The organism is Actinomadura chibensis NBRC 106107, from assembly GCF_001552135.1.
In the GTDB taxonomy this organism is placed as follows: domain Bacteria; phylum Actinomycetota; class Actinomycetes; order Streptosporangiales; family Streptosporangiaceae; genus Spirillospora; species Spirillospora chibensis.
In genome coordinates, this window is sequence record NZ_BCQP01000084.1 from 16,765 (window position 1) to 42,030 (window position 25,266).

The window sequence follows — 25,266 nt, forward strand, 5'->3', positions numbered from 1 at the left end:
GTGGACCTGATCGGAAACCGCACCCTCGCCGACCTGCTGGTCGAGCGGTCCGAGCGGCATCCGGACCGGCCGTGCCTCGTCGTCGAGGACCGGACGGGCGCCGTCACCGAGTACACCTACCGGGAGGTGCTCGACGCCGTCCGCCGCACGGCCGGGGGGTTCGCCGCCCTCGGGATCGGCCGGGGCGACGCGGTCGTGTTCCAGCTCCGCAACTGCGCCGAATTCGTGTTCGCGTGGTTCGGGCTGGCCTGGCTCGGGGCGGTGATGGTGCCGTCCAACGTCGCGAATTCGGCGGCCGAGGTCCGTTACCTCATCGAGCATTCGGAGGCGGTGGGGGTGCTCACCGAACCCGACCATCTTCCCTTGTTCGCCGAGGTGTTGAAGGACGCCGGAAAGGTCGTCCACCGGATTCTGGCGCGGGGTGGGGACGAAGTCCCGGAAGGGTTCGTCTCCTTCGCCGACGTGGCGGGCGGGGCGGCGGCGGGGCCCGCCGACGTCCATTCCGAGGACGTCGTGGAAATGCTGTTCACCTCGGGCACCACGGCGCGTCCGAAGGCCGTGATGATCACGCACGCGAACTGCCTGTGGGGCGGCGAGCGGGTGTCGCGCGGCGCCGCGCTCGACGGCGGCGACCGGCTGCTGACCGCGCTGCCGCTGTTCCACATCAACGCGCAGGAGATCACCGTCCTCGCGGCGCTGACCGTGGGCGGCGCGGCCGTCCTGCTGGAGGACTACCACGCCAGCGGGTTCTGGGCGCGGCTTCGGCACCACCGCGCGACCTGCGTCAGCCTGGTCGCCATGCAGGTCAGGACCCTGCTCGCGCAGCCGCCCGCGCCGGACGACACCGCCCACAACCTGCGCCGCGTCATCTACGCGATCAACGTCACCGACCGGGAGAAGGACGAGTTCGAGCGCCGCTTCGGCGTCGAGCTGATCAACGGCTACGGGCTGTCGGAGGGCGGGACGGTCGTCACGATGTCCCCGGTGTTCGGCGACCGCCGCTGGCCGTCGATCGGGCTGCCCAACTACGACCGCCGGATCCGGATCGTGGACGGGGACGGGCGTGACGTCCCGCGGGGCGAGGTCGGCGAGATCCTCGTGTCGGGCGTCCCCGGCCGGACGCTGATGAAGGGCTATTTCAAGGACCCGGACGCCACCGCCGCCGTCATGCGGGACGGCTGGCTCCACACCGGCGACAACGGCTATCTCGACGAAAAGGGCTACGTCTACTTCTTCGACCGGAAGAAGGACGTCATCAAGCGCGCGGGCGAGAACGTCTCCGCGAGCGAGGTGGAGTTCGCCCTGCTGGCCCATCCGGGAATCGCGGAGGCGGCCGTCGTCGCCGGACGCGATCCGGTGCGGGACGAGGAGGTCGTGGCGTTCGTCGTCCCGGCTCCGGGTGCGTCGCCGACGCCCGACGACATCGCCGGGCACTGCCGGTCGCGGCTCGCGGGTTTCAAGGTGCCGACGCGTATTCACCTCGTCCCGGAACTGCCCAAGACGTCGATCGGGAAGGTGGAGAAGAAACTGCTCAGGCGGCGACTTTCCCAGGAGGACGCGGAATGAGCGTGCTCGACGACGTGTGCGAGCGCGTCCGCGAAAGGGTCGGGACGGTCTCCCGCGAAAGCCTCGGCCGGATCTCGGCGACGGAGTTCCAGCGCTTCGCGGTCGCCGCCGGAGAGACCGACCCGGTGTACTTCGATGACGACGCAGCGCGGGCCGCCGGATATCCCGGGGCGATCGCGCCGCCATTGTTCCTGAGCAGCGTCCTCGGCTGGGGCGCCGGGGACGCGGACGCCGACCTGCGTCCGGACGGCGCCGCCGAAGGCGACGCGGCCGGGCTCCCGCTGGCCGGGCTCCGGCTCATGGGCGCGGGTCAGGACATCGAGGTGCACGTCCCCGTGTACGACGGCGTCCGGCTCGTGCGCGAGACGTCGGTCGAGGACGTGACCCTCAAGGAGGGCCGTTCGGGGCCATTCCTCATCGTCACCATCCTGCGCGAATTCCGGGACGAGTCGGGAACGCCTTTCCTGACCAGCCGGGAGAACTTCATCGCACGACCGGAGGCGGGCTCATGAGGTTCTTCGAGGACGTGTCCCCGGGCACGAAACTGGAGCCGCTGACCGTCCGGCCCACGCCGACGCAGTTGTTCCGTTTCAGCGCGGCGACCTGGAACGCGCACCGCATCCATTACGACGTCCGCTACGCCGAGCACGAGGGATATCCGGGCGTGCTCGTCCAGTCCCATCTGCACGGCTGCTTCCTGCTGCGCGCGGCGCTCGGCTGGGCGGGGCCGGGGGCGCGGCTCCGCCGGTTCGGCTGGCGCAACCGCGGCATCGCCGTCCCCGGCGACACCCTCACCTGCACCGGCGTGGTGACCGGCTGCCGCGTGGACGCCTCCGGCGCCGGACTCGTCGAATGCGCGCTGGAGGAGCACAACGCGGACGGCGTGCTGTGCGCCCCCGGCACCGCCCTGCTTGAGCTTCCGAGACGGTCGCCCGAGGGCGACGGAGAGGACGTCCGACGATGACCGTGGCCACACGCGCGCCGGACACGGCGCTGCGGCTCTACCGGACGATGGCCCGGATCCGGCAATTCGAGATCGCGGCCTCCAAACTCATGGCGACCGGAAAACTGCCCGGCACACTCCACGTCTCCATTGGCCAGGAGGCGGTGGCGGCGGGCGTTTGTGACGTCCTGCGCCGTGACGACCACATCACCACCACCCACCGGGGCCACGGCCATTGCCTCGCCAAAGGCGGCGAGCCGAAGGCGATGATGGCGGAACTGCTCGGCCGCGCGTCCGGATACTGCGGCGGACGGTCGGGCTCGATGCACATCGCCGACCCGTCCGCCGGAATCCTGGGCGCGAACGCGATCGTCGGGGCGGGCATTCCGATCGCGCTCGGCGGCGCGTTCGCCGCCGCCCGGCAGGGCCGTGGCGGCGTCGCGGTCGCCTTCTTCGGGGAGGGCGCGGTCGCCCAGGGCGTCTTCCACGAGTCCCTGAACATCGCGGCCCTGTGGCAGTTGCCGATGGTCTTCGTCTGCGAGAACAACCGCTATGTCGAGTTGACTCCGGTGTCGGTGCACCTGGCCGCGAAGCACGTCGCCGACCACGCCGCCCCCTATGGAATCCCGAGCGCCCGCGTGGACGGCAACGACGTGTTCGCCGTCCGCCGCGCCGCAGGTGAGGCCGTCGAGCGGGCACGCGGGGGCGGCGGACCGACCCTGCTGGAATGCGAGACCTACCGCTGGCACGGCCATTTCGAGGGCGACCCGCAGCGCTACCGCGACCCCGCCGAGGTCGCCGAATGGAAAGCGGCCGACCCGCTGAAACGGCTCGCGGAATCCGTGGAGACGGCCACCGCATTCGACACCACGGACATCGACGGCGAGGCGCGCAAGGAGATGGCGGACGCCGTCGCCGCCGCCGAGGCGGAGCCCCTCGCGGCGGCCGATTCGGTCACCGCGCACGTCTACCGGCGTCCGGTCCGCCCGGTGCGCGGAGGTGTTCCGGAATGAGCACGGTGAAGTACTGGCAGGCGGTCAATTCGGCCCTGCACGAGGAACTGGAGCGGGACGAGACCGTCCATGTCTTCGGCGAGGACGTCGGCGCCCCCGGCGGGCCGTTCGCCGCGACGCGCGGGCTGCGCGAGCGGTTCGGGGAATGGCGCGTCCGGGACACCCCGATCAGCGAGTCGACGTTCACCGGAATGGCGGTCGGCGCCGCGATGGCCGGGCTGCGTCCGGTCGCGGAGGTCATGTACTTCGACTTCATCACGCTCGCCATGGACCAGCTCGTCAACCAGGCCGCCAAGATGTCCTACATGTCGGACGGCGCCTTCGCGGTGCCGCTCACGATCCGGACGCTCTGCGGCGGCCACCGCGGCTCGGGCCCGCAGCACTCGCAGAGCCTGGAGGGCTGGCTCGCCGCCGTCCCAGGCCTGAAGGTGGTGTGGGGCGGCACGCCGTCCGACGCGAAGGGCCTGCTCAAGGCCGCGATCCGGGACGACGACCCGGTCGTCGTGATCGAGAGCCTGAGCCTGTGGACGCGGCGCGGCGACGTCCCCGACGACCCCGACCACACGGTGCCGATCGGCGCCGGGCTGATCCGCCGTCCCGGCACGGACGTGACGCTCGTGTGCTGGGGCGACACCGTCCCCGCCGCCCTCGACGCCGCCGAGTCGCTCGCCGCCCGGGACGTCGACGCCGAGGTGCTCGACCTGCGGACCCTGAGCCCGCTCGACGAGGCGCTGATCCTGCGGTCGCTGCACAAGACGGGGCGGATCGTCGTCGTCCAGGACGCGCAGGGCCCGTGCAGCGTCGGCTCGGAGGTCGTCCGGATCGCCGCCACCGACGGCTTCGCGGACCTGCGCGCCCCCGCCGCGCAGGTCCGCCCGCCGTTCGCGCCCGTGCCGTTCGCGCCCGACCTGGAGCGCGCCTACTACCCGCGGGCCGCGGACGTGGTGGCGGCGGCGCTCGACACGATCGAAAGGACCCGTGCATGACGGACGTCGTGGTGCCCAAGTGGGGCGCGACCATGGACGAGGCGACGATCGTCCAATGGCTGAAGGGCGTCGGCGACCGCGTCGCCGAGGACGAGCCGATCGCGGAGATGGAGACCGACAAGGCCACCGCCGAGATCGTCTCCCCGGTCGGCGGGACGGTCGTCGAGGTGCTCGTCCCGCAGGACGCCGACGTCGTCGTCGGCCAGGTCATCGCCCGGATCGACCCGGACGGGGGCGGCGCGCCATGACCACCGCCGGAGTCGGCACGCTCACCGAGCGGGTGGCCGAGTTCACCGCCGGGCTCGACCTCGCCGCCGTCCCGCCCGACGTCGTGGAGAAGGCCAAGGTCACGCTGCTGCACGACCTCGGCGTCGGGCTCGCCGGGCACCGCCTCGCCGCGACCGGCTACGCGTTCGCGAAGGAGCACGGCGGCTGCGACCCGGCGCGCGGCGCCCGCCTCCTGGTCGACGGGACGCCGGTGACGGTCGAGGCGTTCGCGCTGGCCACGGGCGCGCTCGTGCACGCGCGGACGCAGGACGACACGCAGATCGCCGTGTCCACCCACCTCGGCGCGACGACCCTGCCCGCGCTCCTCGCCCTCGCCGACCGGGCGGACGCGTCCGGCCGCGACGTCCTCACCGCGATGATCGCCGGGTACGAGGCGGCGTCCGCGATCGCGGAGCGGCACGCGGCGCGCTCCACCGCGCGGGGGTTCCGCGCGTCGAGCGTCTACGGGCCGTTCGCCGCGGCCGCCGCGTCGGCGCGGCTGCTCGGGCTGACGGCCGGGCAGACCGTGTCCGCGCTGGGCCTCGCCGCCGCGTTCGGCGGCGGCACCAACCAGACCTGGGTCGCGGGCACCCAGGAATGGCGCTACCAGGTGGGCGCGGCGAGCCGGAACGGAATGGTCGCCGCGCTGCTCGCGGCGCGCGGCGCGACCGGGGCGCCGGACGCGCTCGACGGGACCGCCGGGCATTTCCGCGCCTTCGCCGGAGCGGAGCCCGGCGGGGAACTCCCGGAAATGGACGGCGAATGGCGGATCCGCCGCGTCACCTACAAGCCGTATCCGGTCTGCGCGATCAACCAGATTCCGGTCACCGTCCTGACCGGAATGGAGGGCATCAGCGCGGACGACGTGGAGACCATCACCGTGGAACTGCCGCCGGACGACGCCGCCTACCCTGGCATCGACGCCCACGGCCCGTTCCACGACGTCGGCGGAACGCTGATGAGCCTCCCGTACTGCCTCGCGGTCGCACTCCGGAAAGGCGGGATCGACCTGGACGACCTGTACGCCTTCGAGGACCCCGCCCTGGCGGACCTGACCCGCCGCGTCACCGTCGCCCCCGACGCGCGGCTGCCAGGCGGCTGCCGCATCACCGTCCGCACCCGCTCGAACGGGACGCTGACCAGCGAGTTCGTCCCCGACGCGAGCACCTTCAACTGGGGCCGCGAGGAGGCCGCGGGCCGGCTGCGCGCCATGTCCGCCGAACTGCCGCTCCCGGCCGGACGGCTGGAGCGGTTCATCGCGGTCGTGCTCGACCTCGACCGCCGTCCGGTACGCGAACTGATCGACGCCACGATCGTCGGTCCGAAGGAGTGATCACCACATGCGAGCCACCCTCATCTACGGCCGGGGCGACGTCCGCGTGGAGGACGTCCCCGACCCCGCCATCGTGGAGCCGACGGACGCGGTCGTCCGGGTGACCCGCGCCTGCGTCTGCGGCAGCGACCTGCACCGGTACCGCGGCATGGACCCGGTGGAGGAGGGGCTGCGCATCGGCCACGAGTTCATGGGCGTCGTCGAGGACACCGGCGCCGACGTCCGGGGGGTGAAGCGCGGCGACGTCGTGCTCGTCCCGTTCCTCTGGGCGGACAACACCTGCGAGTTCTGCCGGGACGGCCTGCACGGCTCCTGCCGCAACGGCGGCCGGTGGGCGGTGAACGGCCTCGACGGCGGCCAGGGCGAGGCGGCCCGCGTCCCGCAGGCGGACGGCACCCTGATCAAGCTGCCGGTCGGCGCCGACGACCCGCTGGTCCCCTCGATCATGGCGCTGTCGGACGTGCTGCCGACCGGCCACCACGCCGCGTTCACCGCCGGGGTCGGCAAGGGCTCCACCGTCGCCGTGATCGGGGACGGCGCGGTCGGGCTGTGCGCCGTGCTGTCGGCGGCGCGGCTCGGCGCGGAGCGGATCGTGCTGCTCGGCCGCCACCGGGCCCGCACCGACCTCGGCCGCCGCTTCGGCGCGACCGACGTCGTACCCGCCCGGGGCGCGGAGGCGGTCGCCGCCGTCCGCGAGCTGACCGGCGGCGACGGCGCGCCCCACGTGCTGGAGTGCGTCGGCAACGGCGAGGCGTTCGAGACGGCGCTCGGCGGCGTCCGCGACGGCGGGACGATCAGCCGGGTCGGCGTCCCGCAGTACGCGCGGGCGCGCCTCGATTTCGACGTCTTCATGCGCAACATCACCATTACCGGCGGCGTTGCCCCGGCCCGGCAGTACATTCCGGAACTGCTGTCCGAAGTGCTGGACGGGACGATCACGCCGGGCGACGTGTTCGACCTGACCGTTCCCCTCGACGACATCTCGGAAGGCTTCCGCGCGATGAACGACCGCACCGCCCTCAAGGCCCTGGTACGGCCGTAACCAGCCGATTCGCCGCGCCCTTGACCGGGCTTCGGCGTTCGTGCTCTCCTGCACGGGCGGTGGAAGCTCTCCGAGGCATCCGGATTGGGGTGGTGTGATCCATGGCCGCTGGGGCTGCCGGGCCTGCCGGGCATTGGTGGCGGAACGCGTCGGTCTACCAGGTCTACATCCGGAGTTTCGCCGACGGAAACGGCGACGGGATCGGCGACCTGCGCGGTTTGCGGGAGCGGCTGCCCTATCTCCGCGACCTGAATGTCGACGCCCTGTGGATCACTCCCTGGTACGTGTCGCCCATGGTGGACGGCGGTTACGACATCGCCGACTACCGCGATATCGACCCGCTGTTCGGCACTCTCAAGGAGGCCGAGGACGTCATCGAGGCGGCGCATGCGACGGGCCTGAAAGTGATCGTCGATCTGGTTCCTAACCATTGCTCGACGCTGCACCCGTGGTTCCGGGCCGCCGTCGCGGCGCCTCCCGGGTCGCCGGAACGGGAGCGGTTCTGGTTCCGTCCGGGGCGGGGCCCCGAGGGCGAGTTGCCGCCGAACGACTGGCGGTCGACGTTCGGCGGAAGCGCGTGGACGCGGCTGCGGCGGCCGGACGGCGGCGCCGACGAGTGGTACCTCCATCTGTTCGACCCGTCCCAGCCGGACTTCAACTGGGACCACTCCGATGTCCGGGCGGAATTCGAGTCCATTCTGCGGTTCTGGCTCGATCGCGGGACGGACGGATTCCGCGTCGACGTCGCCGACCTGCTCATGAAGGATCCCGCCCTCCCCGACCTCGCCACCTGGGACGACTCCGACCACCCGCCCGACCGGGACCAGCCGGGAGTGCACGAGATCTACCGTTCCTGGCGGCGGATCCTCGACTCCTATCCCGGCGACCGGGCGTTCGTCGGCGAGGTCTGGGTGAAGGACCGCGAGCGGTTCGCGCGATACGTGCGTTCCGACGAGCTGCACATGGCCTTCAATTTCGACATGCTCCGGGCGGCCTGGGACGCGGCGGACATGCGCTCGGTCATCGACGGGTCGCTCGCCGCCCACGGAGAAATCGGGGCCCCGGCCTCATGGGTGCTGTCCAATCACGACGTCACCCGCCATGTGACGCGGTACGGCCGCAGCATGACGGCCTATCCCGACGAACGCCATTTCGGCCTTCCCGTCGACCTGGAACTCGGCAGGCGCCGGGCGCGGGCCGCCGCGATGCTGACCTGTGCGCTTCCGGGAAGCGTCTACATCTACCAGGGGGACGAGCTTGGCCTCTGGGAGGTCGAGGACATTCCCGACGACCTCCGCCAGGACCCGACCCTGACCCGTTCCGGCGGCACGGACCTGGGCCGGGACGGCTCCCGCGTTCCGCTGCCGTGGACGGCCGGCGAACCGTCCCTCGGATTCTCGTCGGCCGATACGCCATGGCTGCCGCAGCCCGCCGAATGGGCGTCCCTCGCCGTCGCGGAACAGGCCGCCGACCCCGGCTCGCATCTGTCCCTCTACCGGGACGCCCTCCGGATCCGGCGCGCGGAGACGGCACTGCTCGGGGACGAGCTGACCTGGCTTCCCGCCCCGGACGGAGTGCTCGCCTTCGCCCGCGGACCGGGCTTCGCCTGCGCGGTCAATTTCTCGTCCGAGCCGGTGGCGCTGCCGTCCCATCGAAAGGTCCTGCTGGCCAGCGGTGAACTGGTCGACGGACGGCTACCGGCCGATTCCGCGGTGTGGCTCCGAACCGGCTGATCGTCCGTTTGTGTCAGGCGGCACATCGCGCGGAAAGCGCCGTTTTAGGCTGAAGCCATGGGTGGCCCTGTTCCATTAGCGCTCGCGGTTCCATTAGTACTCGCGGCAAAGGTCGACTGGGGCAATGTCCCCGCGTGGGTCTCGGCCGTCTCGACGCTCTTCGCGCTCGTGTTCGCGGCTGCCGCGCTGGTGGTGTCGCGCCGCAGCTTCCTCATCGAATCCGCCCGGGACCAGGTCAACGAGGCCGCCCGCCGCGAGCAGGAGAAGTTCGCCCGCCGCGCCCAGGCGGCCCTGGTCTCCGCCTGGTGGAACTCCGCGGAATCCCCGCGCGGGGCGGGCGCGTTCATCCGCAACGCCTCCAACGCCCCGGTGTATCAGGCGCATCTGACGGTCCTCGGCATCGACGGACGGACGCCCAGCGCGAAGATCCAGACGCAGGTCCTGCCGCCCGGTGACAAGGCCAGGTTCTTTCCCGTCTCGACCGAGGCGGGCGGCCCGCGCCGCGTCCAGTTCTGCTTCACCGACGCGGGCGGCGTCCGCTGGATGCGCAACGCCTACGGCCAGTTGACCGAACTCGGAACCACCCTCCGTATCAAGACCGAGCAGTTGCGCGCCGACACTTTCTCGCAGTTCGGCGACGACTTCCTCGCGACCTACGGCGTCCACATCTCCTACGCGGTGTATCCGGACTACATCTCCCAGGTCGAATTCACCGAGGAGGCGGCCGGGGCCGACGTCACCGACGCCCTGATCGCGCCGCACGACTGGATCGGCGACCTGGCGCGGCGCGGCATCATCGAACCGACCGTGCTGCCCGCGCAGTACCGGCAGGCGTTCCCCAAATGGGCGCTGGACGCGCTCACGCTCGACGGGCGGCTGCACGGCATTCCGATGACGATCGACACCATGGCGTTGATCCGCAATACCGACCTGGTTCCCGACGCGCCCTCGACCTTTGACGAACTGATCGAGACCGGCGAGAAACTGCGCCGCGACGGGCTCGTCTCCGAGGTGTTCTCGGTCCGCGTCGGGGAGCAGGGCGATCCCTTCCAGCTCTGGCCGCTCTTCACCAGCGCGGGAGGCGAGCTTTTCCCCTGGACCCGGGAGGGCGGCTGGGACCCGGGCCGTATCAGGATCGCCACGGACGACTCCATCGCCGCCTTCGAACTGCTCCGGTCGCTCGGCGAAGGCGGCGCCGGACTGATCCGGCGGTCGGTCGGATTCACCGAGGCGGTCGCCGCCTTCACGTCCCGGAGGTCGCCCTTCTTCGTCACCACCACGGACGGAATGCTGCACGTCCGGGATTCGGGAATCCCCTACGCGGTCTCTCCCGTCCCGCCTTTCGCGGGCGGGAGGCCCGCGACCTCTTTCACGCTCGTCCACGGGCTCCTCATGGCGAGGCAGGGCAAGAACAAGGTCATCGCCCACGACCTGTTCGCCGACTACCTCACCCAGCCGCGCGTGGCCGAGGCGCTGTCGAAGACCATCGCGTGCCCGGTCGCCGTCCAGGCGAAGATGACGCTTGAGGACCCGGGAATCGAGGAGTACCAGCGGCTCTGCGTCCTCGGCGTCCCGATGCCGACCATTCCGCAGATGGAGCCGATCTGGCGGATCCTCGCCCGGGCCCAGCTCGCCGTCCTTTCCGGCCGTCCCGGCGCGCCGACCGCCAGAACGGCCGAGCACCGCATCTCCCGCCTATTCGACCGGGCCGCCGGGTGAGGGATTCTTCGTCCCGCGGATCTGCATTCCGGGACGGCGGCGGTGAACGGTCAGATAGGACAGCCCCTCCGGTCCGGCGGTGATGCTGCGGGTCGATCCGTGCGGCAGCCAGAGAAGCGTCCCCTCGGTCAGGGGTTCGGATTCGTCCGCGACGCCGAGACCGGCGGTGCCGTTCCCGGCGACGACGAGCAGCATGACGTCCAGATTGGCTTCGGCGTGCGGGTCGATTCGCTCGTCCGGCGGCAGTTGCACCAGATTCGCGTCGAGCTGGCGTCCGGCCTCCGCCAGTTTCCACGACACCCGCGCGGGTTCGGGCGGCGTCGCGATCAGTTCCCGGACGTCGCACAGGACGCGCGGGAGGACCGCCTCAGCCATCGGCCCGGTCCGGCCGTCCGATGCGGACCTGCCACTGCTCGGGCCCCGACTCCACGTAGTCCCAGGTGAACGCGTCGGGGTGGGTGGCCTGGAACTCGCGGCGCAGCGGCTTCGGGTCGTGGTTGTTGACCAGGATGAACGCCTCGCCGGGCGCCAGCCGGGAGAACCGGGTGAAGATCTGCGGATGCCGCCGGCCGTGCGGGATCTCGCGGACGTCGATGACGTCGGGCGCGTCCAGCCGGCCGCCGCCGAGCAGCGTCTCGAAGTCGGCGACGAGGGCGGGCAGGTCGGCGCCGGGCAGCTCGCCGAGCGCGGGCAGCAGGACGTTCCGCTCCACGTCGACATGGGCGGCGAACAGCGCCTCGACGGCCGCCGGGGACGGGTTCCCGGCGGCCAGCGCGTCGATGCGCGCGGTGATCGCACTGGCGGTCTCCCGCAGCGCGCGGACGAGCAGCCTGGTCTCGGCCGCGCCCGACGCCGCCGCGTAGAGGGTCTGGTAGGAGGCGGCCAGATAGCCGCGCAGCTCGCCGGTGCAGAGGTCGATCAGTTCGCCGCGCGCGGTGTCCGCGTCGGGGCGGGGCGCGGCCGACTCGGCCAGCCGGTCGAGCAGCCCCTGCTGGACGCGCGCGAGCGCCGCCCGCGCCCGGACCGCCGGATCGGTGTCGGTCGAGGCGATGTAGATCTCCGAAGCCGCCATGGTGCTCTCCTCTCGGTGGAGCACGATTATTACATGTAGGATTGTGAGAAAATCGTCGGGGTGCCCCGTGCGGCCGCGGGCGCGCTGGCCCGCGGCCGCGGGCCGTCAGGCGTGCGCGGCGGCGGGGATCCCGGTCGCGCGGGCCCGGAGAAGGTCCGCCACGTCGGCGAGGCCCGTCTCGATGCGGCCGTAGACGCGGGGGTTGAGCAGCACCGTGCCGTCGAAGTCCCCGGCGGACGCGAACACCGCGACCGGCACGGTCAGCGCCTGGAAGAACCCGAACAGCGGCCGTAGCGCGTGCTCCAGGACGAGCGCGTGGTGGTCGCCCCCGCCCGTCGCGGCGAGCAGGACGGGCTTGTTCGCGAGCGCGTACTGCTCGATCAGGTCGAAGAAATGCTTGAACATGCCGGGATAGGAGCCGCGAAACACGGGAACCGCCGCGATCAGCAGATCGGCCCGCTCGGCGAGCCGCAGCGCGGCCTCGACCTCGGGCGGGACGCCGTCGCGCTCGATCGCCCCGGTGAATCCCGGCCCGAGCCGGTACACGTCGATCCGGGACGTCTCGATGGGCAGCACTTCTTTCAACGTGTCGAGCACGACGTCCACGAGGCCCATCGTCTTGGACGGCTGACTCGGGCTGCCATTGACGACCACGACCCGGAGAACGGGCGGCGCGCCGGTCATGCCGCCCTCTTCTCGAGCGCGGCGACCTCGCGGCGCACCACCGGAGCCACCTCCGTGCCGAGCCGCTCGATCGCCTCAAGGTGCTCTTTCTGCGGCATCCCGCCGAATCCCATCTGGATGATGGCGCGGTTCACCCCGTACAGCTCGTGATAGGCGAGCAGTTTGTCGATGACCTCCTGCGGGCTGCCCACCAGAAGTCCCGAGCGCGGCGACGACTGCGCGTCGAACGCCGCCCGGGGCAGGAGGAGACCCTTCCCGCGCTGGTGGTTGTTCTCCGCCATGCCTTTCGCGAAATAGGGATACATGACGTCCCTCGCCTCCTGGCTGGTGCGTCCGACGTATCCGTGCGTGTTGATGCTGATCGGCAGCGCGCCGGCGTCGTGTCCGGCGTCCGCGGCCGACCGCCGGTACAGGTCGACGGTCTGCTCGTGCGACGACAGCGGCCCGAGGAGCAGGGCGAGCGCCATGGGCAGGCCGAGCCGTCCGGTGCTGACGGCGGACGCGGGCGACCCGCCGACCCCGACCCAGATCGGCAGCGTGCCGCCGTCGGCGCGCGGCGCGATATCGGCGTCGACCAGGGGCGCGCGGAAACGCCCCTGCCAACTGACCGGGTTCCGCTCGCGAATTCTGAGCAGCAGGTCGAGCTTCTCGCGGAAAAGGTCGCCGTAGTCGCGCAGGTCGTAGCCGAAGAGCGGGAACGACTCGGTGTAGGAGCCGCGGCCCGCGATGATCTCGGCCCGGCCGCCCGACAGCAGGTCGATCGTCGCGAACTGCTCCCAGACGCGCACCGGGTCCTCCGAACTGAGGACGGTGACCGAACTCGTCAGCCGGATGCGCTCGGTGCGCTCGGCCGCCGCCGCCAGCAGAACGGACGGCGCCGAACCGACGAAGTCGCCGCGGTGGTGCTCGCCGACGCCGAACACGTCGAGGCCGACCTCGTCGGCGACCTTCGCCTGTTCGATCGTTTCGCGGACGCGCCGCCGCGGCGACGGCGCCGCTCCCGTCACGGGATCCTCGGTGATCTCCCCGAATGTCATGACGCCGATCTCGAATGCCATTTCCCGGTCCTCTCAACCGCCGGCGGCGCCTCGGCGGGGCCGCCGTCCCGACCCGAACAACTTGCCTGCGCAGGCAGATATTCCGGGTTGTTCGGCGAGGTGGCGTCCGGATACCGTGCGGCCATGGCGACCGAAGGTCTGCGGGACCTCGAACAGGACGCGTGGCGCGGGTTCCTGCTGGCGCACGACCGGCTCTGGCGCGCGCTGGAGGCGGGGCTCGCGCCGCTGAACGTGAGCATGGCCGAGTACAGCGTGCTGTCCCTGCTCTACGAGGCGGGCCCGGACGGCATGCGCATGTCCGACCTCGCGCGGCGCCGCCTCATGTCGACCGGCGGCTTCACCCGGCTCGCCGACCGCCTCCAGAACCGCGGGCTGATCGAGCGGCGGCGGTCGGCCGCCGACGGCCGCGGCTTCGAGGCGACCCTGACCGCCGACGGCCGCACGCTGATCCGCCGCGCACGCCGCCAGCACCACAACGACCTGCGGGAACTCTTCTTCGCCCGGCTCGACGACGACCACCTGCGCTGCCTCGCCGAGATCTGGGACCTCCTCGCCCCGGCCGACGAGAGCGGCCCCGCCGGGGAGCGTGAGGGCCGGAAGGCGCGCTGAACGGCGTCAGCCGACCCGGGAGAGGGCGTCGATCGCGGCGACGTCCTCCTTCGTGAGATCGAAGCCCGCGAGGTCGAAATTGCTCGCGATGTGCTCCCGGCGCGACGACCGGGGCAGGATCACGATGTCGTGTTCGAGATGCCAGCGGAGGACGACCTGGGCGGGAGTGACGCCGTGCCGCCGGGCGATCCCGGTGATGGCGGGATCGCGCAGATCGGTGTTCTTCAGGCCGCTGTAGCCCTCGACGGCGATTCCCCGGCGCCGGTGCTCGTCCAGCAGTGCCGGATCGTGCTGCGCCGGGCTCCACGGGATCTGGTTGACCGCGGGCTGCCGTCCGGTCTCCTCGGTCAACCGGTCGATCAACTCGGGGCTGTAATTGCTCACCCCCACATTGCGGACCAGTCCCGCGTCCTTCGCCGCCAGCAGTTCCCGCCAGGTCGGAACGAGCTCGTCCCGCCCGGTCGGCCAATGGATCAGCCACAGGTCGACGTATTCGGTGTCGAGCAGGCGAAGGCTCGACTCCAGGGTGCGGCGGGCGTGCCGCGCGTCCTGCGGGCGCAGTTTCGTGGTGACGAAGACCTGCTCGCGGCCCAGGCCGCTGTCCTTCACGGCCCTGCCGACGTCCGCCTCGTTCCGGTAGAGCGTCGCCGTGTCGATATGCCGGTAACCGATGTCCAGGGCCGCTCGCACCGATTCGTACGCCGCCTTGGAACTCAGTTGCCACGTCCCGAAACCGATCGACGGGAGCGCGGTGCCGCCGGGCAGGTTCACAGTCAGAGTCATGCGTGCCAGTCTGCCCGGCGACACCCCGCCCTCACTCCGACCGGAGCCGGTACGCCTTCGGCAGCCGCATGCCGCGCTCGGCCATGATCCGGCGCACGCGGTCCGGATAGTCGGTGATGACGCCGTCCACGCCGAGGTCCATGAGGGCCTCGACGGTGGCGGGGTCGTCGCAGGTCCAGGGAATGACCTTCAGGCCCCGGCGGTGCGCCTCGGCCACCATGGTCCGGTCGGGGTAGAAGCGGAATCCCGGGTCGCCGATCTTCCCGTTCTGCGGGAAGCCGTAGTTGGGGGAGAGCGCGGTGACGCCCGGAACGGCGGCGGCCGTCCGCACGAAGTCGCCGCCGAAGTCGTCGGCGTCCAGACCGCCGAGCCACAGCGACGCGCCGGGCTTGCCGACCTGGAGGAAGTCGTAGTTCGTCAGCGCCACCAGCGGCCAACGCGGCGCGAGCCGGTGCATGGCCTTCAGCGCGCCCCAGTCGAACGACTGGATGGTGACCTGGCGCTCGATGCCGGACGCGCGGATCTCCTCGAACACCCGGCGGACGAACAGTTCGCGCGGCGCGGTCTGCTCGGGCGCGCCCGCCTCGACCTTGGTCTCGATATTCAGCTTGATCTGCTTGGCGCGGTAGCGCTTGACGAGATTCAGGACGTCCTTGAGCTCGACCATCCGGAAACCGTGGACGACTTCCTGCTCGGGGAAACCGGGCAGTTGCTGATAACCGCAGTCCATGGTCTTGATCTGGGCCAGCGTCAGGTCCTTGATGTACTTCCCGACATATGTCATACAGAGGGTCACCGGCCTTGACCGGCCCGGTGTCGCGGCATTTCTGCGCGCTTATCTGCCGGTCGTGGTTGACGACGACCTTCTGGTCCTTGGTGACGTGCGTGTCCAGCTCCAGGGTGGTGACGCCCAGGCGCATGGCCTTCCCGAACCCCTCCAGCGATTCCTCGGTGGTCAGCCCGAGCCCGCCACGGTGGGCTTGCAGGTCGAAATGGGTCTTCTGCGGCGGCACCCCGGCACCCCCGGGCCCCGCCGCGAAGGCGGCGACCGGCGCGACCGCCGTCGCCCCAAGGGCCAGAGCGGACACACACGTCAGTCTCGTCAGCGCATGGCGCACGGACATCGGAACCTCCATATTTCCCGATCAGCCCCACGACGCTAGAACGATCACCACGGCCCATAGTTGACGCAGCGTGATCGCCCCATGAATGTTCACGAAACCCGCGGACACCCCGCACGGGCCGTCGAGGACGGGCGGGTACTCAATCCGCGCAGGCCCTAGACTTCGGCGAAAAAGGGGAGGACGGATGGGACAGCCGACGACCGCCGAACTGTCGAAGGACCTCGGCGGATTCGCCCTGTGGCCGGACAACGTTTTCTGGTCTTTCCAGTTCCTCCGCCTCGCGGGCCAGGCGTATGCGGGAGGCGCGGACTTCACCGAGTGCTATCTCGCCGTCCGGGACGTCCAAGCCGGTGATGTGGACACCTGGCACGCACGTTTCACCGCGCTGGCCACCGACCTTGAGCGGCGGGCGGAGCGCGAGGCGGCCGAAGGCCATCCGGTGTCGGCCCGGGACAGTTGGCTGCGCGCGAGCAATTACTACCGCGCGGGCGCGTTCTTCTATCCCGTCCCCGACCCGCGGCACGCGGCGGCGATCGAGGCCCGGCGGCGCTGTTTCCTCGCGTACGCGGAACACGCCGACCACGAGATCGAGCGGGTCGAAGTGCCGTACGGCGACGAGACCCTGCCGGGCTACCGGTTCGCGCCGTCCGCCGACGTGCCGCGCCCGACGCCCGCGCTGGTGATCTTCGGCGGCGCGGACGCGGTGGCCGAGGAGATGTACATCTTCCTCGGCAGGGCGCTGACCGAGCGGGGGTTCACCGTCCTCGCGATCGACGGGCCGGGCCAGGGCGAGGCGCTGCGGCGCGGCATGCTCGCCCGGCACGACACCGAGGTCCCGGTGGGCGCCGCCGTGGACTGGCTGCAAGCGCGTCCGGGCGTCGACCCGGAGCGGATCGGTGTGGTCGGGCAGAGCCTCGGCGGCTACTACGCGCCGCGCGCCGCCGCCTTCGACCCCCGGTTGAAGGCGTGCGTCGTCTGGGGCGCGTGCTATGCCGTCCCGATGCCGGACGCGGTCCCGCCGGACGACCCGACGTTCACCCACCGCCTCGAACACGAAAAGGCCATCTTCGGCGGGGAGACCCTGGAAGAGGTCAAAAAACGGGTCGCGCCGTTCACCCTGGAAGGGGTGGCCGAGCGCATCGGCTGCCCGATCCTCATCCTGCACGGCGAGTCCGACACGCTCATCCCGCTGGAGGACGCCCGCCGCCTGCACCGCGAGGTCCCCCACGACGACAAGCGGCTCATCATCTACCCCTCGGGCCAACCGGGGTGCACGCATTGCCAGGTGGACGCGCTGTCCGTCGTCCACCACGACATCGGCGACTGGCTGGAGCGCGTCCTCTGAACGGACGCCGCTCGATCAGTCCGGGGCGAGTTCACGGCGGGAGTGGGCGGCGAAGGCGTCGATGGCGCGATTCAGCGGCTCCTGCTCCGCCGCGGGCGCGGGGCTCAGCGGAACGCCAGCGAGGAACGCCTCCCGCAGCCGGGCGCTGATCCGCCGGGTCAGCTCCGAGACCTGTTTCGCGGCCGCGATGGCCTCCTCCGAGCCGACGATCTCGACCCTCGCGTGCGCCTGGTTGAACGCCGTGACCAGCTCGTTGGCCTCATTGATCATGTTGACCGCCTCGTCTCCCGCCGGAATGCCGTGCGAGAACCGGATGGCCGATATCGCCAGGAAGCGGGCGTCGGAATAGGCGATGTCCAGGAAATGGGAGTAGGCGTCCGTGCGCTCTCGCATCCGGCTCATGCCGCGCTCGTGAGCGAGCTTCCGCCTATCCGCCCGGCTTGCCGTGAACGCGGTGAGCGAAGCGCCCCCGAACGCGCCGAGCAGCGTCGACCCGGCCGTGATGAGGTTCGTCCAGGGAAACGACATGAGCAGCACAATGCCATATGTCCACCACGTCCGCACGGGCGCTTGATCTCGCCATAGATCCCCATCCGTGCGATTGCTCGGAAAAGGACGCGGGCGGTTCCTCGGGGTTCGCCTAGGGGTCGGCCCTAGGGACATCGCGGAGCCGCGGACCGACGATGGGAGTCCTTCGAGCGAAAGGGTTTCCGTGAATACCAGGCGATCTGACTTCTTCACCGATCCGGGGATGAACTCGATGGCGCGGGCGATGCTCGGACGCGTCCATACCGGCGCGGCGGACGCCGGCGAGGCGCTGGCGACGTTCGACCGCGTCACTGACGGCGACGCCGCGTCGTGGGCGCGCGAATGGGAGGCGACGGCCGACCGCGTCGCCGCGATCGGCGCCGACTGCCTGCGCCGCGGCCACCCGGTCAGCGGCCGCGACGCCCTGCTGCGCGCCGCGACGTACTACACGGCGTGCGTGGTGACGGCCGACGGGTGCGCGGAGCCCGAGACCGTCAGGGCGCGGACGTTCGCCGCCCACCGCCGGTGCTGGGAGCGGTACCTCGGCCTGCTGGCCGACCCGCCCGAGCGCCTCGACGTCCCGTACGAGGGCACGACGATGCCCGGCTGGTTCTTCGCCGCGCCCGGCGACGGCCCGAAGCCGACGCTGGTCGCGGTCAACGGCGCGGACGGCGCGCTCAGCTTCCTGTGGCCCGGCCACGGCTCCCAGGCGGCGGTGCGCGGCTACAACGTCCTGCTGTTCGACGGTCCGGGCCAGCAGCGCATGCTGTTCGAACGGGGCATCCCGTTCCGTCCCGACTGGGAGCACGTCGTCCGGCCGGTCGTCGACGAGGCGCTGCGCCGCCCGGACGTCGACCCGGGCCGACTCGTCCTCTATGCCGTCAGCCAGGGCGGCTACTGGGGCCCGCGCGCGCTGGCGTTCGAGCACCGGTTCGCGGCGGCGGTCATAGACGGCGGGGTGGTCGACGTGTCCGCGGCGTGGGGCGCCCTCCTGTCGCCCGAGCTGAAAGCGATGCTCGACAACGGGGAGCGCGACAAGTTCAACGCGGCGATCGACCTCGTCCCGGCCGACCTCAAGCGGGTCATCGCCTGGCGCGCCAAGCCGTACGGCTGTCCGACCGTCTACGACACCTACCGCGAGGTCGAGCGCTACCGGATCACGCCGGAGCTCGCCGCGCGGATCACCACGCCGATGCTGATCGCCGACCCCGACGACGAGCGGTACTTCACCGGTCAGCCCGAACGCCTGTACGAGATGGTGCGCGGTGAGAAGGCGCTCGTCCGCTTCACCGAGGCCGAAGGGGCGGCCGGGCACTGCGAGCCGATGGCACGGGCCCTCGCCGCGCAGCGCTTCTTCGACTTCCTCGACGGTCACGTCGGACTCACCGGCTCCTGACCCCGCGCCGGGCGGTGTCCCTCGTAGTATCGGCGGCAGCGCACGCGGTCGGGGGAGAGAGCCGGGGTGGACGCCGAGCTGGTCGGTCGGCGGCGCGAACTGAGCGCCGTCGCGGCGGCGTTCGCGGACGCGGCGGACGGCCGTCCGCGGGTCGTGTCGATCGAGGGGGACGGCGGCGCGGGCAAGACGGCCCTGGCCAGACGGTCGCTCGCCGACCTCGACGTCGCACACCGCGCCGTCGTCCTGACCGGGGACGAGCTGACCGCGGCGGTCCCGTTCGGCGCGCTCGGGCCGCTGGTCGACGTCCCGTCCGGGACGACGGCGGTCGAGGCGGCCCGCCTGGTGATCGGCCGCCTGGCGGAGCTGGCCGACGCCGGACTCCTGGTGGTGCTCGTCGACGACCTCCACTGGGTCGACCCGGCGTCCCGCCGGGCGCTGGCCATCGCCGCCCGACGGCTCGAACACGAGACGGTGGCGATCGTCGCCACGGCGCGTCCGGAGCACGGCGGCGCCGACGACGGCTGGGCGCGGCTGCGCGACGACGCGGGCCGCTGCGTCCGGTGCCGCGTCGGCGGGCTCACCGCCGCCGACGTCGCCGCGCTCGCCGCCCGGCGCGGCACGCCGCTGACCTCCGTCGCGGCGCGGCGGCTCACCGAGCACACCGGCGGGAACGCCCTCTACGTCACGACGCTCCTGGCCGACGTGCCGGCGGAGGCGCTCAATCGTCCGGGCGAGGAGCTGCCCGTACCGGCCGGCCTGTCGGCGGTGGTCGCCGCGAGGTTCGCCGGGCTGGACGCCGCCCCGGCGGCGCTGCTGGGCGCGCTCGCCGTGCTGGCCCGTCCGGCGCCGCTGCCGCAGGTCGCGGAGGTGGCCGACCGCGCGGACCCGGCGGCGGCCGTCGACCGCCTGCTCGCGACGCGCTGGGTGGACTGGCTACCGGGCGGGACGGGCCCGGTGCGGCTCGCGTTCGTCCACCCGCTGATCCGCCAGGCCGTCTACGACACCCTGCCGTTGGACGTCCGCCGCCGCCTGCACCTCGCCGCGGCGCGCGTCAGCGACCGGCGCGGCGAACTCGCCCACCGCGTCGCGGCGGCCGACCGCGTCGACGAGGCGCTGGCCGCCGAACTCGAAGCGGAGGCCGGTTCGGCGTCCGCACCCGCCGACGCCGGAGCCGCCGCGCGGATGCTGCGCTGGGCCGCCGACCTGACGCCGGAGCGCGCGGCCCGCGAGCGGCGCCTCCTCGCCGCCGCCCGGCTGGCCGCCGACGCCGCCGACCCGGCGCTGGACGACCTGGTCCCGGCCGTCGCCGCCTGCGCGGACGGCCCGGCGCGCGACCTCGTCCTCGGCACGGCCGCCTGGCGGGCCGGCGACTCGGGCGAGGCGATCGACCGGCTGCGGCGCGCCGCGACCGGCGCCGACGTCGCCGTCGAGGCGCTGGTCCGGCTGGCGGACGCGTTCGTCGTCCTCGGCCACGGGCAGGCGGCGGTCGACGCGGCGTCCGACGCGCTGGACCGCGGGCCGTCCGACGAGCGGACGCGGCTGCGGGCCTGGGCGAGCCGCGCCCTCGGCGTCGCCTCCCGCGACGGGGCGGTCGCGGGGCTGGAGGTCCTGCGCGACCTTCTGCCGTCCCGCCCGGACGAGTGCGCACCGGCGGAGAGCGGGCTCCTCGCCCTCCGCGGGCTCCTCGGCTGGTTCGCCCTGCGTCCCACGGCCGCCCTCGACGACCTCGCCGCCGTCCTGGCGCGACCGGCGACCACGCTGGAACGGCGCGGCCGCGCGCAGCTCGACGTGGCGCAGTGCCAGTACGTCCTCGGCCGCTGGGACGAGGCGACGGTGCACGCGCGGCTCGTCCTGGAACTGTCCGACGGCGAGCGCGACGCGGGCGTCGCCCACCAGGTGCTGGCCGGGATCGCAGCCGGACGGGGCGACTGGCACGCGGCGGCCGTCCACCTCGCCGCGGCACGGCGGCTCGCCGCGACGTTCGGCACCCCGGAACTCGCCCTCGCCGCCCGCCTCGCCGCCTTCGCCGTCGCGCGGGCGCGCGGAGCGCACGCCGAGATCGCGGCGCTGGTCTCGACGGCCGACGCCGTGGCGCCGCCCGTCCTGTCGACGCTGTCGGTGTACCACCCCGGCGCGTCCGCGCACATCGAGGCGGGCGATCTCGACGTCGCCGTCCGGCTGGCCGACCGCCTCGCCGCCGCCGCCGAGCGCCGCCGCGTCGACGTGTCCGCCCAGGTGGCGGACCTGCGCGGCCGCGCCGCCGCCCGGCGCGGCGACCCGGCGGCGGCCGACCGGCACCTCGCCGCCGCCGCCGACGCGATCACCGCGGACACGCCCGTCCTCATCGCCGCCGGGATCCACCTGGCCCGCGGACGGCTCCTGCGGGCCCGCGGCCGCCGCCACGACGCGATCACCGCGCTCGCCGAGGCCCGCACGATCTACGAGAACCTCGGCGCCCGCCCCTACCTGGACCGCGTCGACGCCGAACTGACCGACGCGGGCCTGTCACGCCCGTCCCGCCGCCGCTCGCCCCTCGACCTCACGCCCCGCGAACAGGACGTCGTCACCCTCGCCGTCCGCGGCCGCTCGAACAAGGAGATCGCCGCCGAACTCTTCGTCAGCGAAAAGGCCGTCGAATACCACCTGCGCAACACCTACGCCAAACTAGGCATAACCTCAAAACGCGACCTCCCCACCCACCTCTGAACCCACCCGCCGCGGCGTTGGCGTTGAACGGCCGCGTCCCCGATACGACACCTGACCGCGACGATTTCCCGGCGCCTTTCGCGGCGCGGCGTCACGTGTAGATGGCCGCGATGGCGCGGAGTACGGGGGGCGGGCCGACTCGGCCGGGTGGACGCCGATGAGCACGTGGTAGGCGAGGCCCTCCGCGAGCGCGACGAGCGCCACGGCCGTCTCCTCGGCATCGGTGGCAGGCGGGACGCGTGCGGCGTTCAGGACGCGCGGGCAGTGCTCGCGCTGGCGTGCGCGGCGCAGTTCATGGTGGTTCTGGACGTGTCGGTGGTGAACGTCGCGCTGCCGTCCGTCCAGCGCGACCTGGGGCTCGGGTGAGGTGCCTTCGGGTAGGGGTTGCAATTGGTACCGGGGTACAGGCTTACCTTCGAGGTATGGAACTACAGCAAGTGCGGGGCGACCTCGGGTGGGCGCCGGAGGGGTGCGCGCTGCCGACCGTCGAGCGGCCGCTGCGGGTGGCCGAGTTCGACGCGCTGTTCGCCGAGGCGGTGACCGCCGTGGAGCCCGCCGGGCCGGGCCGGGTGCGGCTGGTGCTGCGTCCCGACCCGGAGGTGGCCGGACGCGCCGCCGAGCTCGCGGCGCGTGAGACCGGGTGCTGCTCGTTCTTCACCTTCACGCTGACCGCCACCGGAGGCGCGCTCGCCCTCCAGGCCGGTGTCGACGAACGGCACACCGGGGTGCTGGACGCGCTGGCCGCCCGCGCACGCGAGCTGAGCGGCGGGGATCCGGGGACGCGGCCGTGACCGGCGGCGCGGACGGCCGGTTGCGCAGCGGCCAGGTCGCGGCCGCCGCCGGGGTGAACCAGCAGACGCTCCGCTACTACGAGCGGCGCGGCCTGCTGCACGAGCCCGACCGGACGCCGGGCGGGCACCGCCTGTACCCGGCCGAGGCCGTGACGCTGCTGCGGGTGATCAAGACCGCGCAGCGGCTGGGCTTCACCCTGGACGAGGTCGCCGAACTGCTGGAGGCCGGTACCCGCCGTCGCGCGGACGCCGGGCTGCGGGACGGCGCCCGCGCCAAGCTCGCCGAGGTCGAAGCCAAGATCACCGACCTCCAGGTCATCGCGGACACGCTCCGCCGGGCGGTGGACGCCGGATGCGACGACCTGGTCGCCTGCGCCGCCGAGGAGAACTGCCCGCTTCCCTTCGCCGACCTGGCGGCCACCGGCGCGGGGTGCGGGTGCCGACCGTGAAGGGGCCGGGCTCATGACGGCCGTCGTCCGGTCCATCGCCCTGTTCGTGCTGGCCGCGTTCGCTGAGATCGGTGGGGCCTGGCTGGTCTGGCAGGGTGTTCGCGAGCATCGCGGGTGGGTGTGGGCAGGGGCGGGCGTCATCGCGCTCGGCCTCTACGGGTTCGTGGCCACCCTGCAGCCCGACGCGAATTTCGGCCGCATCCTGGCCGCCTATGGCGGTGTCTTCGTCGCGGGTTCGCTGGCCTGGGGAATGGTCGCGGACGGGTTCCGTCCCGACCGCTGGGATATCGCCGGGGCCCTGATCTGCCTCGTCGGCGTCGCGGTCATCATGTACGCCCCGCGCGCCTGAGCCGGTCGGCCGATGCGGTGAAACCTCGTCGCCTATCTCAATGGGGAGGCGTCGAGGTCCTCCATTTCATCGGGCGGCCGGTACGACGGCCGTGATCACGAGGTGGCTGATGACTCGCAAGACGTTCAGGGCCCGGGCGGCCGTCGTCGCCGGAACGGCGGCGCTCGCCGTCGCCGGGACGGGCGCGGTGGCCCCGGCGCGTGCGGCGGTTCCGCATTACACGCTGACGGTCGGCCCCGCCGCGGCGCAGCGCTACACCGATATCAACGACCGGGGCGACATCATCGGCGTCGGCCAGCAGCCGGGCGCGCAGAACGGGCAGGCGTTCGTCATCAAGGCGGGGACGAGCACGCCGCAATTCCTGTCCACGCCGAGCGACCCCGGCAATACCCGGCAATACACGGAGCCGCTGGCCATCAACAACAACGGCGTCACGGTCGGGGACACCTATCTGACGCCCACCACGGGGCCGGTCCTCAACGTCCACCGCCCGACCCGCTGGGACGGGCCCGGCGCGACCGGCGTGGACCTCGGCGTCGATCCGGACAGGTCGTTCTTCGACGTCAGGGCTACCGGCATCAACGACAGCGGCCTGATCGTCGGCAAGACCCTCCAGGCGGACGATCACACCGACGCCTGGACGGTGAACGGGACGACGATCACCCGCCTGCCGCCCCTGCCCGGCGGGACGGAGGCCCGCGCGAACGGCGTCAACGACAATGGAGTGGTCGTGGGGGCGGCCATCGCCGCCGACAAGGCCACCATTCCCGCCGTCGAGTGGGTGAACGGCCAGATCCGGAGCCTCGGGATATTGCCCGGCGGCACCTACGCCGAGGCGAGGGCCGTCAATTCCTCCGGCGTGGCGGTCGGCCAGTCCACGGTCACGACCGGCAAGGAACTCGGCCTTTCTCATGCCGTCGTCTTCAGCGGCGGCGACGTGACCGACCTGAACGTCCCCGGCACCGGACGCGGCGACACCGTCGCCAATGCCGTCAACGACGACGGGACGATCGTCGGCCAAGCCGTCGCCACCGGATTCGTCTACCAGAACGGCGTCGCGACCGACCTCAGCACGCTCATCCCGGCGGGCACCGGTTTCCACATCCTCACGGCCACCGGGATCAACAACCACGGCGACATCGTCGGCCTCGCCACTAAGACCGCCAATGGCACCGGCACGCGTTATCCCGTCCTGCTCACCCCCACCGAGTAGTCACGGGAAGCCACCGCCCACGCGGGGTGGAGCCTTTATCGGGGGCGTCTACCTCGTGGTGGGCGGTTTGCCGTGGCGGGCGTAATGGCGCGCGGCGCGGGCGCGGTTGCCGCAGGCCGTCGAGCACCATTCCCTGCGCGGATGGTTCTTGATGAAGTACAGCACGCAGCCGGGGGCGAGGCAGGCGCGCAGGTCGAGGTCCCGCCACCGGCCGAAGAAATGGACGGCCTCGGCGGCCATCGCGCCGATGACCAGCTCGCCCGGCGGGCCCGTCGTCCGGAATTCCTCGACGACGCCGCCGTCCCCGGTCAGTTCGAGGATGGGGGTGGACCGCGCCGAGTACACGTGCTCGTTGACCGTCCGGACGGCCGTCTCCAGCTCCCCGATCGCGGACGCGGCCGCCGCGCGCGGGTCGCCCGTCAGCTCGGCCGCGAGCCGGCGCAGCGCGTCGCGGAGGCGGCGGAGCCGGGCGAGGTCGTCCCCGGTCACCCGGTCGGCCGCGGCGGCGACGGGCGCGTCCAGCCGCGGGGCCACCGCGGCGAGCCAGCGGCGGGGGG

At 72.3% G+C, this 25,266-nt stretch carries 27 protein-coding genes and 1 pseudogene; 19 read left to right on the forward strand and 9 right to left on the reverse strand.

Going from position 1 to position 25,266, the window contains the following annotated elements; translation table 11 throughout:
* The 10 genes from ACH01S_RS38730 to ACH01S_RS38775 all read left to right on the forward strand — a co-directional run bounded on the left by ACH01S_RS38730 (position 1) and on the right by ACH01S_RS38775 (position 10,602).
* Positions 1–1,566, forward strand: a complete 1,566-nt coding sequence (locus tag ACH01S_RS38730) for an AMP-binding protein (RefSeq protein ID WP_067904475.1) — start codon at positions 1–3, stop codon at positions 1,564–1,566.
* Positions 1,563–2,078, forward strand: coding sequence for an FAS1-like dehydratase domain-containing protein (locus ACH01S_RS38735; RefSeq protein ID WP_067904478.1), 516 nt, complete (start codon positions 1,563–1,565; stop codon positions 2,076–2,078). The genes ACH01S_RS38730 and ACH01S_RS38735 overlap by 4 nt, the downstream gene beginning before the upstream one ends.
* Positions 2,075–2,530: a hotdog family protein gene (locus ACH01S_RS38740; protein ID WP_067904497.1), complete on the forward strand. Its 456-nt coding sequence runs from the start codon at positions 2,075–2,077 to the stop codon at positions 2,528–2,530. The genes ACH01S_RS38735 and ACH01S_RS38740 overlap by 4 nt, the downstream gene beginning before the upstream one ends.
* The gene (locus ACH01S_RS44755) at positions 2,527–3,522 is read left to right on the forward strand and encodes a thiamine pyrophosphate-dependent dehydrogenase E1 component subunit alpha (RefSeq protein ID WP_067904500.1); all 996 of its coding nucleotides are present in this window, start codon (positions 2,527–2,529) and stop codon (positions 3,520–3,522) included. The genes ACH01S_RS38740 and ACH01S_RS44755 overlap by 4 nt, the downstream gene beginning before the upstream one ends.
* A complete protein-coding gene (locus ACH01S_RS44760) occupies positions 3,519–4,508 on the forward strand; it encodes an alpha-ketoacid dehydrogenase subunit beta (RefSeq protein WP_067904504.1) in 990 nt (329 codons plus the stop codon). The genes ACH01S_RS44755 and ACH01S_RS44760 overlap by 4 nt, the downstream gene beginning before the upstream one ends.
* Positions 4,505–4,756 carry a biotin/lipoyl-containing protein gene (locus ACH01S_RS38755; RefSeq protein ID WP_067904507.1) on the forward strand — a complete coding sequence of 84 codons (252 nt, stop codon included), beginning with the start codon at positions 4,505–4,507 and terminating at the stop codon, positions 4,754–4,756. The genes ACH01S_RS44760 and ACH01S_RS38755 overlap by 4 nt, the downstream gene beginning before the upstream one ends.
* Positions 4,753–6,108 carry an MmgE/PrpD family protein gene (locus ACH01S_RS38760; protein ID WP_067904516.1) on the forward strand — a complete coding sequence of 452 codons (1,356 nt, stop codon included), beginning with the start codon at positions 4,753–4,755 and terminating at the stop codon, positions 6,106–6,108. Before ACH01S_RS38755 ends, ACH01S_RS38760 begins: the two co-directional genes overlap by 4 nt.
* A 7-nt stretch (positions 6,109–6,115) precedes the next feature.
* Positions 6,116–7,150 carry a zinc-binding dehydrogenase gene (locus tag ACH01S_RS38765; protein WP_067904517.1) on the forward strand — a complete coding sequence of 345 codons (1,035 nt, stop codon included), beginning with the start codon at positions 6,116–6,118 and terminating at the stop codon, positions 7,148–7,150.
* Positions 7,151–7,251: 101 nt separating this feature from the next.
* The gene (locus tag ACH01S_RS38770) at positions 7,252–8,883 is read left to right on the forward strand and encodes a glycoside hydrolase family 13 protein (RefSeq protein ID WP_067904518.1); all 1,632 of its coding nucleotides are present in this window, start codon (positions 7,252–7,254) and stop codon (positions 8,881–8,883) included.
* 57 nt (positions 8,884–8,940) lie between these two features.
* Positions 8,941–10,602, forward strand: a complete 1,662-nt coding sequence (locus tag ACH01S_RS38775; protein WP_083981637.1) for a sugar ABC transporter substrate-binding protein — start codon at positions 8,941–8,943, stop codon at positions 10,600–10,602.
* Here the strand turns inward: ACH01S_RS38775 and ACH01S_RS38780 are convergent.
* The 4 genes from ACH01S_RS38780 to ACH01S_RS38795 form a co-directional block, all read right to left on the reverse strand.
* Positions 10,579–10,977, reverse strand: coding sequence for a cupin domain-containing protein (locus ACH01S_RS38780; RefSeq protein WP_067904522.1), 399 nt, complete (start codon positions 10,975–10,977; stop codon positions 10,579–10,581). The two genes, ACH01S_RS38775 and ACH01S_RS38780, sit on opposite strands and share 24 nt — an antisense overlap.
* Positions 10,970–11,674: a DUF2249 domain-containing protein gene (locus ACH01S_RS38785; RefSeq protein WP_067904524.1), complete on the reverse strand. Its 705-nt coding sequence runs from the start codon at positions 11,672–11,674 to the stop codon at positions 10,970–10,972. The genes ACH01S_RS38780 and ACH01S_RS38785 overlap by 8 nt, the downstream gene beginning before the upstream one ends.
* A 105-nt stretch (positions 11,675–11,779) precedes the next feature.
* Positions 11,780–12,358: an NAD(P)H-dependent oxidoreductase gene (locus tag ACH01S_RS38790; RefSeq protein ID WP_067904526.1), complete on the reverse strand. Its 579-nt coding sequence runs from the start codon at positions 12,356–12,358 to the stop codon at positions 11,780–11,782.
* The gene (locus ACH01S_RS38795) at positions 12,355–13,416 is read right to left on the reverse strand and encodes an LLM class flavin-dependent oxidoreductase (protein ID WP_067904531.1); all 1,062 of its coding nucleotides are present in this window, start codon (positions 13,414–13,416) and stop codon (positions 12,355–12,357) included. The genes ACH01S_RS38790 and ACH01S_RS38795 overlap by 4 nt, the downstream gene beginning before the upstream one ends.
* Positions 13,417–13,539: 123 nt before the next feature.
* On the opposite strand from ACH01S_RS38795, the gene ACH01S_RS38800 reads away from it, so the two are divergent.
* Positions 13,540–14,025, forward strand: a complete 486-nt coding sequence (locus tag ACH01S_RS38800) for a MarR family winged helix-turn-helix transcriptional regulator (protein WP_067904561.1) — start codon at positions 13,540–13,542, stop codon at positions 14,023–14,025.
* A 6-nt stretch (positions 14,026–14,031) separates the two neighbouring features.
* Here the strand turns inward: ACH01S_RS38800 and ACH01S_RS38805 are convergent, their stop codons facing one another.
* From ACH01S_RS38805 to ACH01S_RS46700, 3 genes and pseudogenes are all read right to left on the reverse strand, one after another.
* Positions 14,032–14,808: an aldo/keto reductase gene (locus tag ACH01S_RS38805; RefSeq protein WP_067904534.1), complete on the reverse strand. Its 777-nt coding sequence runs from the start codon at positions 14,806–14,808 to the stop codon at positions 14,032–14,034.
* A 31-nt stretch (positions 14,809–14,839) separates the two neighbouring features.
* Positions 14,840–15,592: a glycerophosphodiester phosphodiesterase family protein gene (locus tag ACH01S_RS38810; protein WP_246236475.1), complete on the reverse strand. Its 753-nt coding sequence runs from the start codon at positions 15,590–15,592 to the stop codon at positions 14,840–14,842.
* A gap of 112 nt (positions 15,593–15,704) precedes the next feature.
* A pseudogene (locus ACH01S_RS46700) lies at positions 15,705–15,944 on the reverse strand (glycerophosphodiester phosphodiesterase); the annotation flags it as partial.
* A 172-nt stretch (positions 15,945–16,116) separates the two neighbouring features.
* On the opposite strand from ACH01S_RS46700, the gene ACH01S_RS38815 reads away from it, so the two are divergent.
* Entirely contained in the window at positions 16,117–17,277 is a 1,161-nt protein-coding gene (locus ACH01S_RS38815; RefSeq protein ID WP_067904537.1) for an alpha/beta hydrolase family protein, read from the forward strand.
* A 15-nt stretch (positions 17,278–17,292) separates the two neighbouring features.
* On the opposite strand, the gene ACH01S_RS38820 is transcribed toward ACH01S_RS38815, so the two are convergent.
* A complete protein-coding gene (locus ACH01S_RS38820) occupies positions 17,293–17,805 on the reverse strand; it encodes a hypothetical protein (RefSeq protein WP_148344132.1) in 513 nt (170 codons plus the stop codon).
* Positions 17,806–17,989: 184 nt separating this feature from the next.
* Between ACH01S_RS38820 and ACH01S_RS38825 the strand changes: the two genes are divergently transcribed.
* From ACH01S_RS38825 to ACH01S_RS38855, 7 genes are all read left to right on the forward strand, one after another.
* On the forward strand, positions 17,990–19,201 hold the full coding sequence (locus ACH01S_RS38825) for an alpha/beta hydrolase family protein (RefSeq protein WP_148344131.1): 1,212 nt from the start codon (positions 17,990–17,992) through the stop codon (positions 19,199–19,201).
* A 66-nt stretch (positions 19,202–19,267) separates the two neighbouring features.
* Positions 19,268–21,907: a helix-turn-helix transcriptional regulator gene (locus ACH01S_RS38830; protein WP_067904545.1), complete on the forward strand. Its 2,640-nt coding sequence runs from the start codon at positions 19,268–19,270 to the stop codon at positions 21,905–21,907.
* A gap of 147 nt (positions 21,908–22,054) precedes the next feature.
* Positions 22,055–22,273: a hypothetical protein gene (locus ACH01S_RS44965; RefSeq protein WP_067904547.1), complete on the forward strand. Its 219-nt coding sequence runs from the start codon at positions 22,055–22,057 to the stop codon at positions 22,271–22,273.
* Between the two features lie 56 nt (positions 22,274–22,329).
* Positions 22,330–22,698 carry a hypothetical protein gene (locus ACH01S_RS38840; protein ID WP_067904549.1) on the forward strand — a complete coding sequence of 123 codons (369 nt, stop codon included), beginning with the start codon at positions 22,330–22,332 and terminating at the stop codon, positions 22,696–22,698.
* Positions 22,695–23,147 (forward strand): MerR family transcriptional regulator, encoded by a 453-nt coding sequence (locus ACH01S_RS38845; protein ID WP_067904551.1) that lies wholly within the window; start codon positions 22,695–22,697, stop codon positions 23,145–23,147. Before ACH01S_RS38840 ends, ACH01S_RS38845 begins: the two co-directional genes overlap by 4 nt.
* A gap of 13 nt (positions 23,148–23,160) precedes the next feature.
* Positions 23,161–23,496, forward strand: coding sequence for a YnfA family protein (locus tag ACH01S_RS38850; protein ID WP_067904553.1), 336 nt, complete (start codon positions 23,161–23,163; stop codon positions 23,494–23,496).
* Between the two features lie 109 nt (positions 23,497–23,605).
* Positions 23,606–24,709 (forward strand): hypothetical protein, encoded by a 1,104-nt coding sequence (locus ACH01S_RS38855; RefSeq protein WP_148344130.1) that lies wholly within the window; start codon positions 23,606–23,608, stop codon positions 24,707–24,709.
* A gap of 48 nt (positions 24,710–24,757) precedes the next feature.
* Here ACH01S_RS38855 and ACH01S_RS46425 read toward each other — a convergent pair.
* A partial coding sequence (locus ACH01S_RS46425; RefSeq protein ID WP_157406359.1) for a CGNR zinc finger domain-containing protein occupies positions 24,758–25,266 on the reverse strand: 509 nt, incomplete at its 5' end.

What these genes read in the sequence shown, in the direction of transcription:
- ACH01S_RS38735 (WP_067904478.1), top strand. Translation starts at nt 1,563, where the DNA reads ATGAGCGTGCTCGACGACGTGTGCGAGCGCGTCCGCGAAAGGGTCGGG.
- ACH01S_RS38740 (WP_067904497.1), top strand. Translation starts at nt 2,075, where the DNA reads ATGAGGTTCTTCGAGGACGTGTCCCCGGGCACGAAACTGGAGCCGCTG.
- ACH01S_RS44755 (WP_067904500.1), top strand. Translation starts at nt 2,527, where the DNA reads ATGACCGTGGCCACACGCGCGCCGGACACGGCGCTGCGGCTCTACCGG.
- ACH01S_RS44760 (WP_067904504.1), top strand. Translation starts at nt 3,519, where the DNA reads ATGAGCACGGTGAAGTACTGGCAGGCGGTCAATTCGGCCCTGCACGAG.
- ACH01S_RS38755 (WP_067904507.1), top strand. Translation starts at nt 4,505, where the DNA reads ATGACGGACGTCGTGGTGCCCAAGTGGGGCGCGACCATGGACGAGGCG.
- ACH01S_RS38760 (WP_067904516.1), top strand. Translation starts at nt 4,753, where the DNA reads ATGACCACCGCCGGAGTCGGCACGCTCACCGAGCGGGTGGCCGAGTTC.
- ACH01S_RS38765 (WP_067904517.1), top strand. Translation starts at nt 6,116, where the DNA reads ATGCGAGCCACCCTCATCTACGGCCGGGGCGACGTCCGCGTGGAGGAC.
- ACH01S_RS38770 (WP_067904518.1), top strand. Translation starts at nt 7,252, where the DNA reads ATGGCCGCTGGGGCTGCCGGGCCTGCCGGGCATTGGTGGCGGAACGCG.
- ACH01S_RS38775 (WP_083981637.1), top strand. Translation starts at nt 8,941, where the DNA reads ATGGGTGGCCCTGTTCCATTAGCGCTCGCGGTTCCATTAGTACTCGCG.
- ACH01S_RS38780 (WP_067904522.1), bottom strand. Translation starts at nt 10,977, where the DNA reads ATGGCTGAGGCGGTCCTCCCGCGCGTCCTGTGCGACGTCCGGGAACTG.
- ACH01S_RS38785 (WP_067904524.1), bottom strand. Translation starts at nt 11,674, where the DNA reads ATGGCGGCTTCGGAGATCTACATCGCCTCGACCGACACCGATCCGGCG.
- ACH01S_RS38790 (WP_067904526.1), bottom strand. Translation starts at nt 12,358, where the DNA reads ATGACCGGCGCGCCGCCCGTTCTCCGGGTCGTGGTCGTCAATGGCAGC.
- ACH01S_RS38795 (WP_067904531.1), bottom strand. Translation starts at nt 13,416, where the DNA reads ATGGCATTCGAGATCGGCGTCATGACATTCGGGGAGATCACCGAGGAT.
- ACH01S_RS38800 (WP_067904561.1), top strand. Translation starts at nt 13,540, where the DNA reads ATGGCGACCGAAGGTCTGCGGGACCTCGAACAGGACGCGTGGCGCGGG.
- ACH01S_RS38805 (WP_067904534.1), bottom strand. Translation starts at nt 14,808, where the DNA reads ATGACTCTGACTGTGAACCTGCCCGGCGGCACCGCGCTCCCGTCGATC.
- ACH01S_RS38810 (WP_246236475.1), bottom strand. Translation starts at nt 15,592, where the DNA reads ATGACATATGTCGGGAAGTACATCAAGGACCTGACGCTGGCCCAGATC.
- ACH01S_RS38815 (WP_067904537.1), top strand. Translation starts at nt 16,117, where the DNA reads ATGGGACAGCCGACGACCGCCGAACTGTCGAAGGACCTCGGCGGATTC.
- ACH01S_RS38820 (WP_148344132.1), bottom strand. Translation starts at nt 17,805, where the DNA reads ATGTCGTTTCCCTGGACGAACCTCATCACGGCCGGGTCGACGCTGCTC.
- ACH01S_RS38840 (WP_067904549.1), top strand. Translation starts at nt 22,330, where the DNA reads ATGGAACTACAGCAAGTGCGGGGCGACCTCGGGTGGGCGCCGGAGGGG.
- ACH01S_RS38850 (WP_067904553.1), top strand. Translation starts at nt 23,161, where the DNA reads ATGACGGCCGTCGTCCGGTCCATCGCCCTGTTCGTGCTGGCCGCGTTC.
- ACH01S_RS38855 (WP_148344130.1), top strand. Translation starts at nt 23,606, where the DNA reads ATGACTCGCAAGACGTTCAGGGCCCGGGCGGCCGTCGTCGCCGGAACG.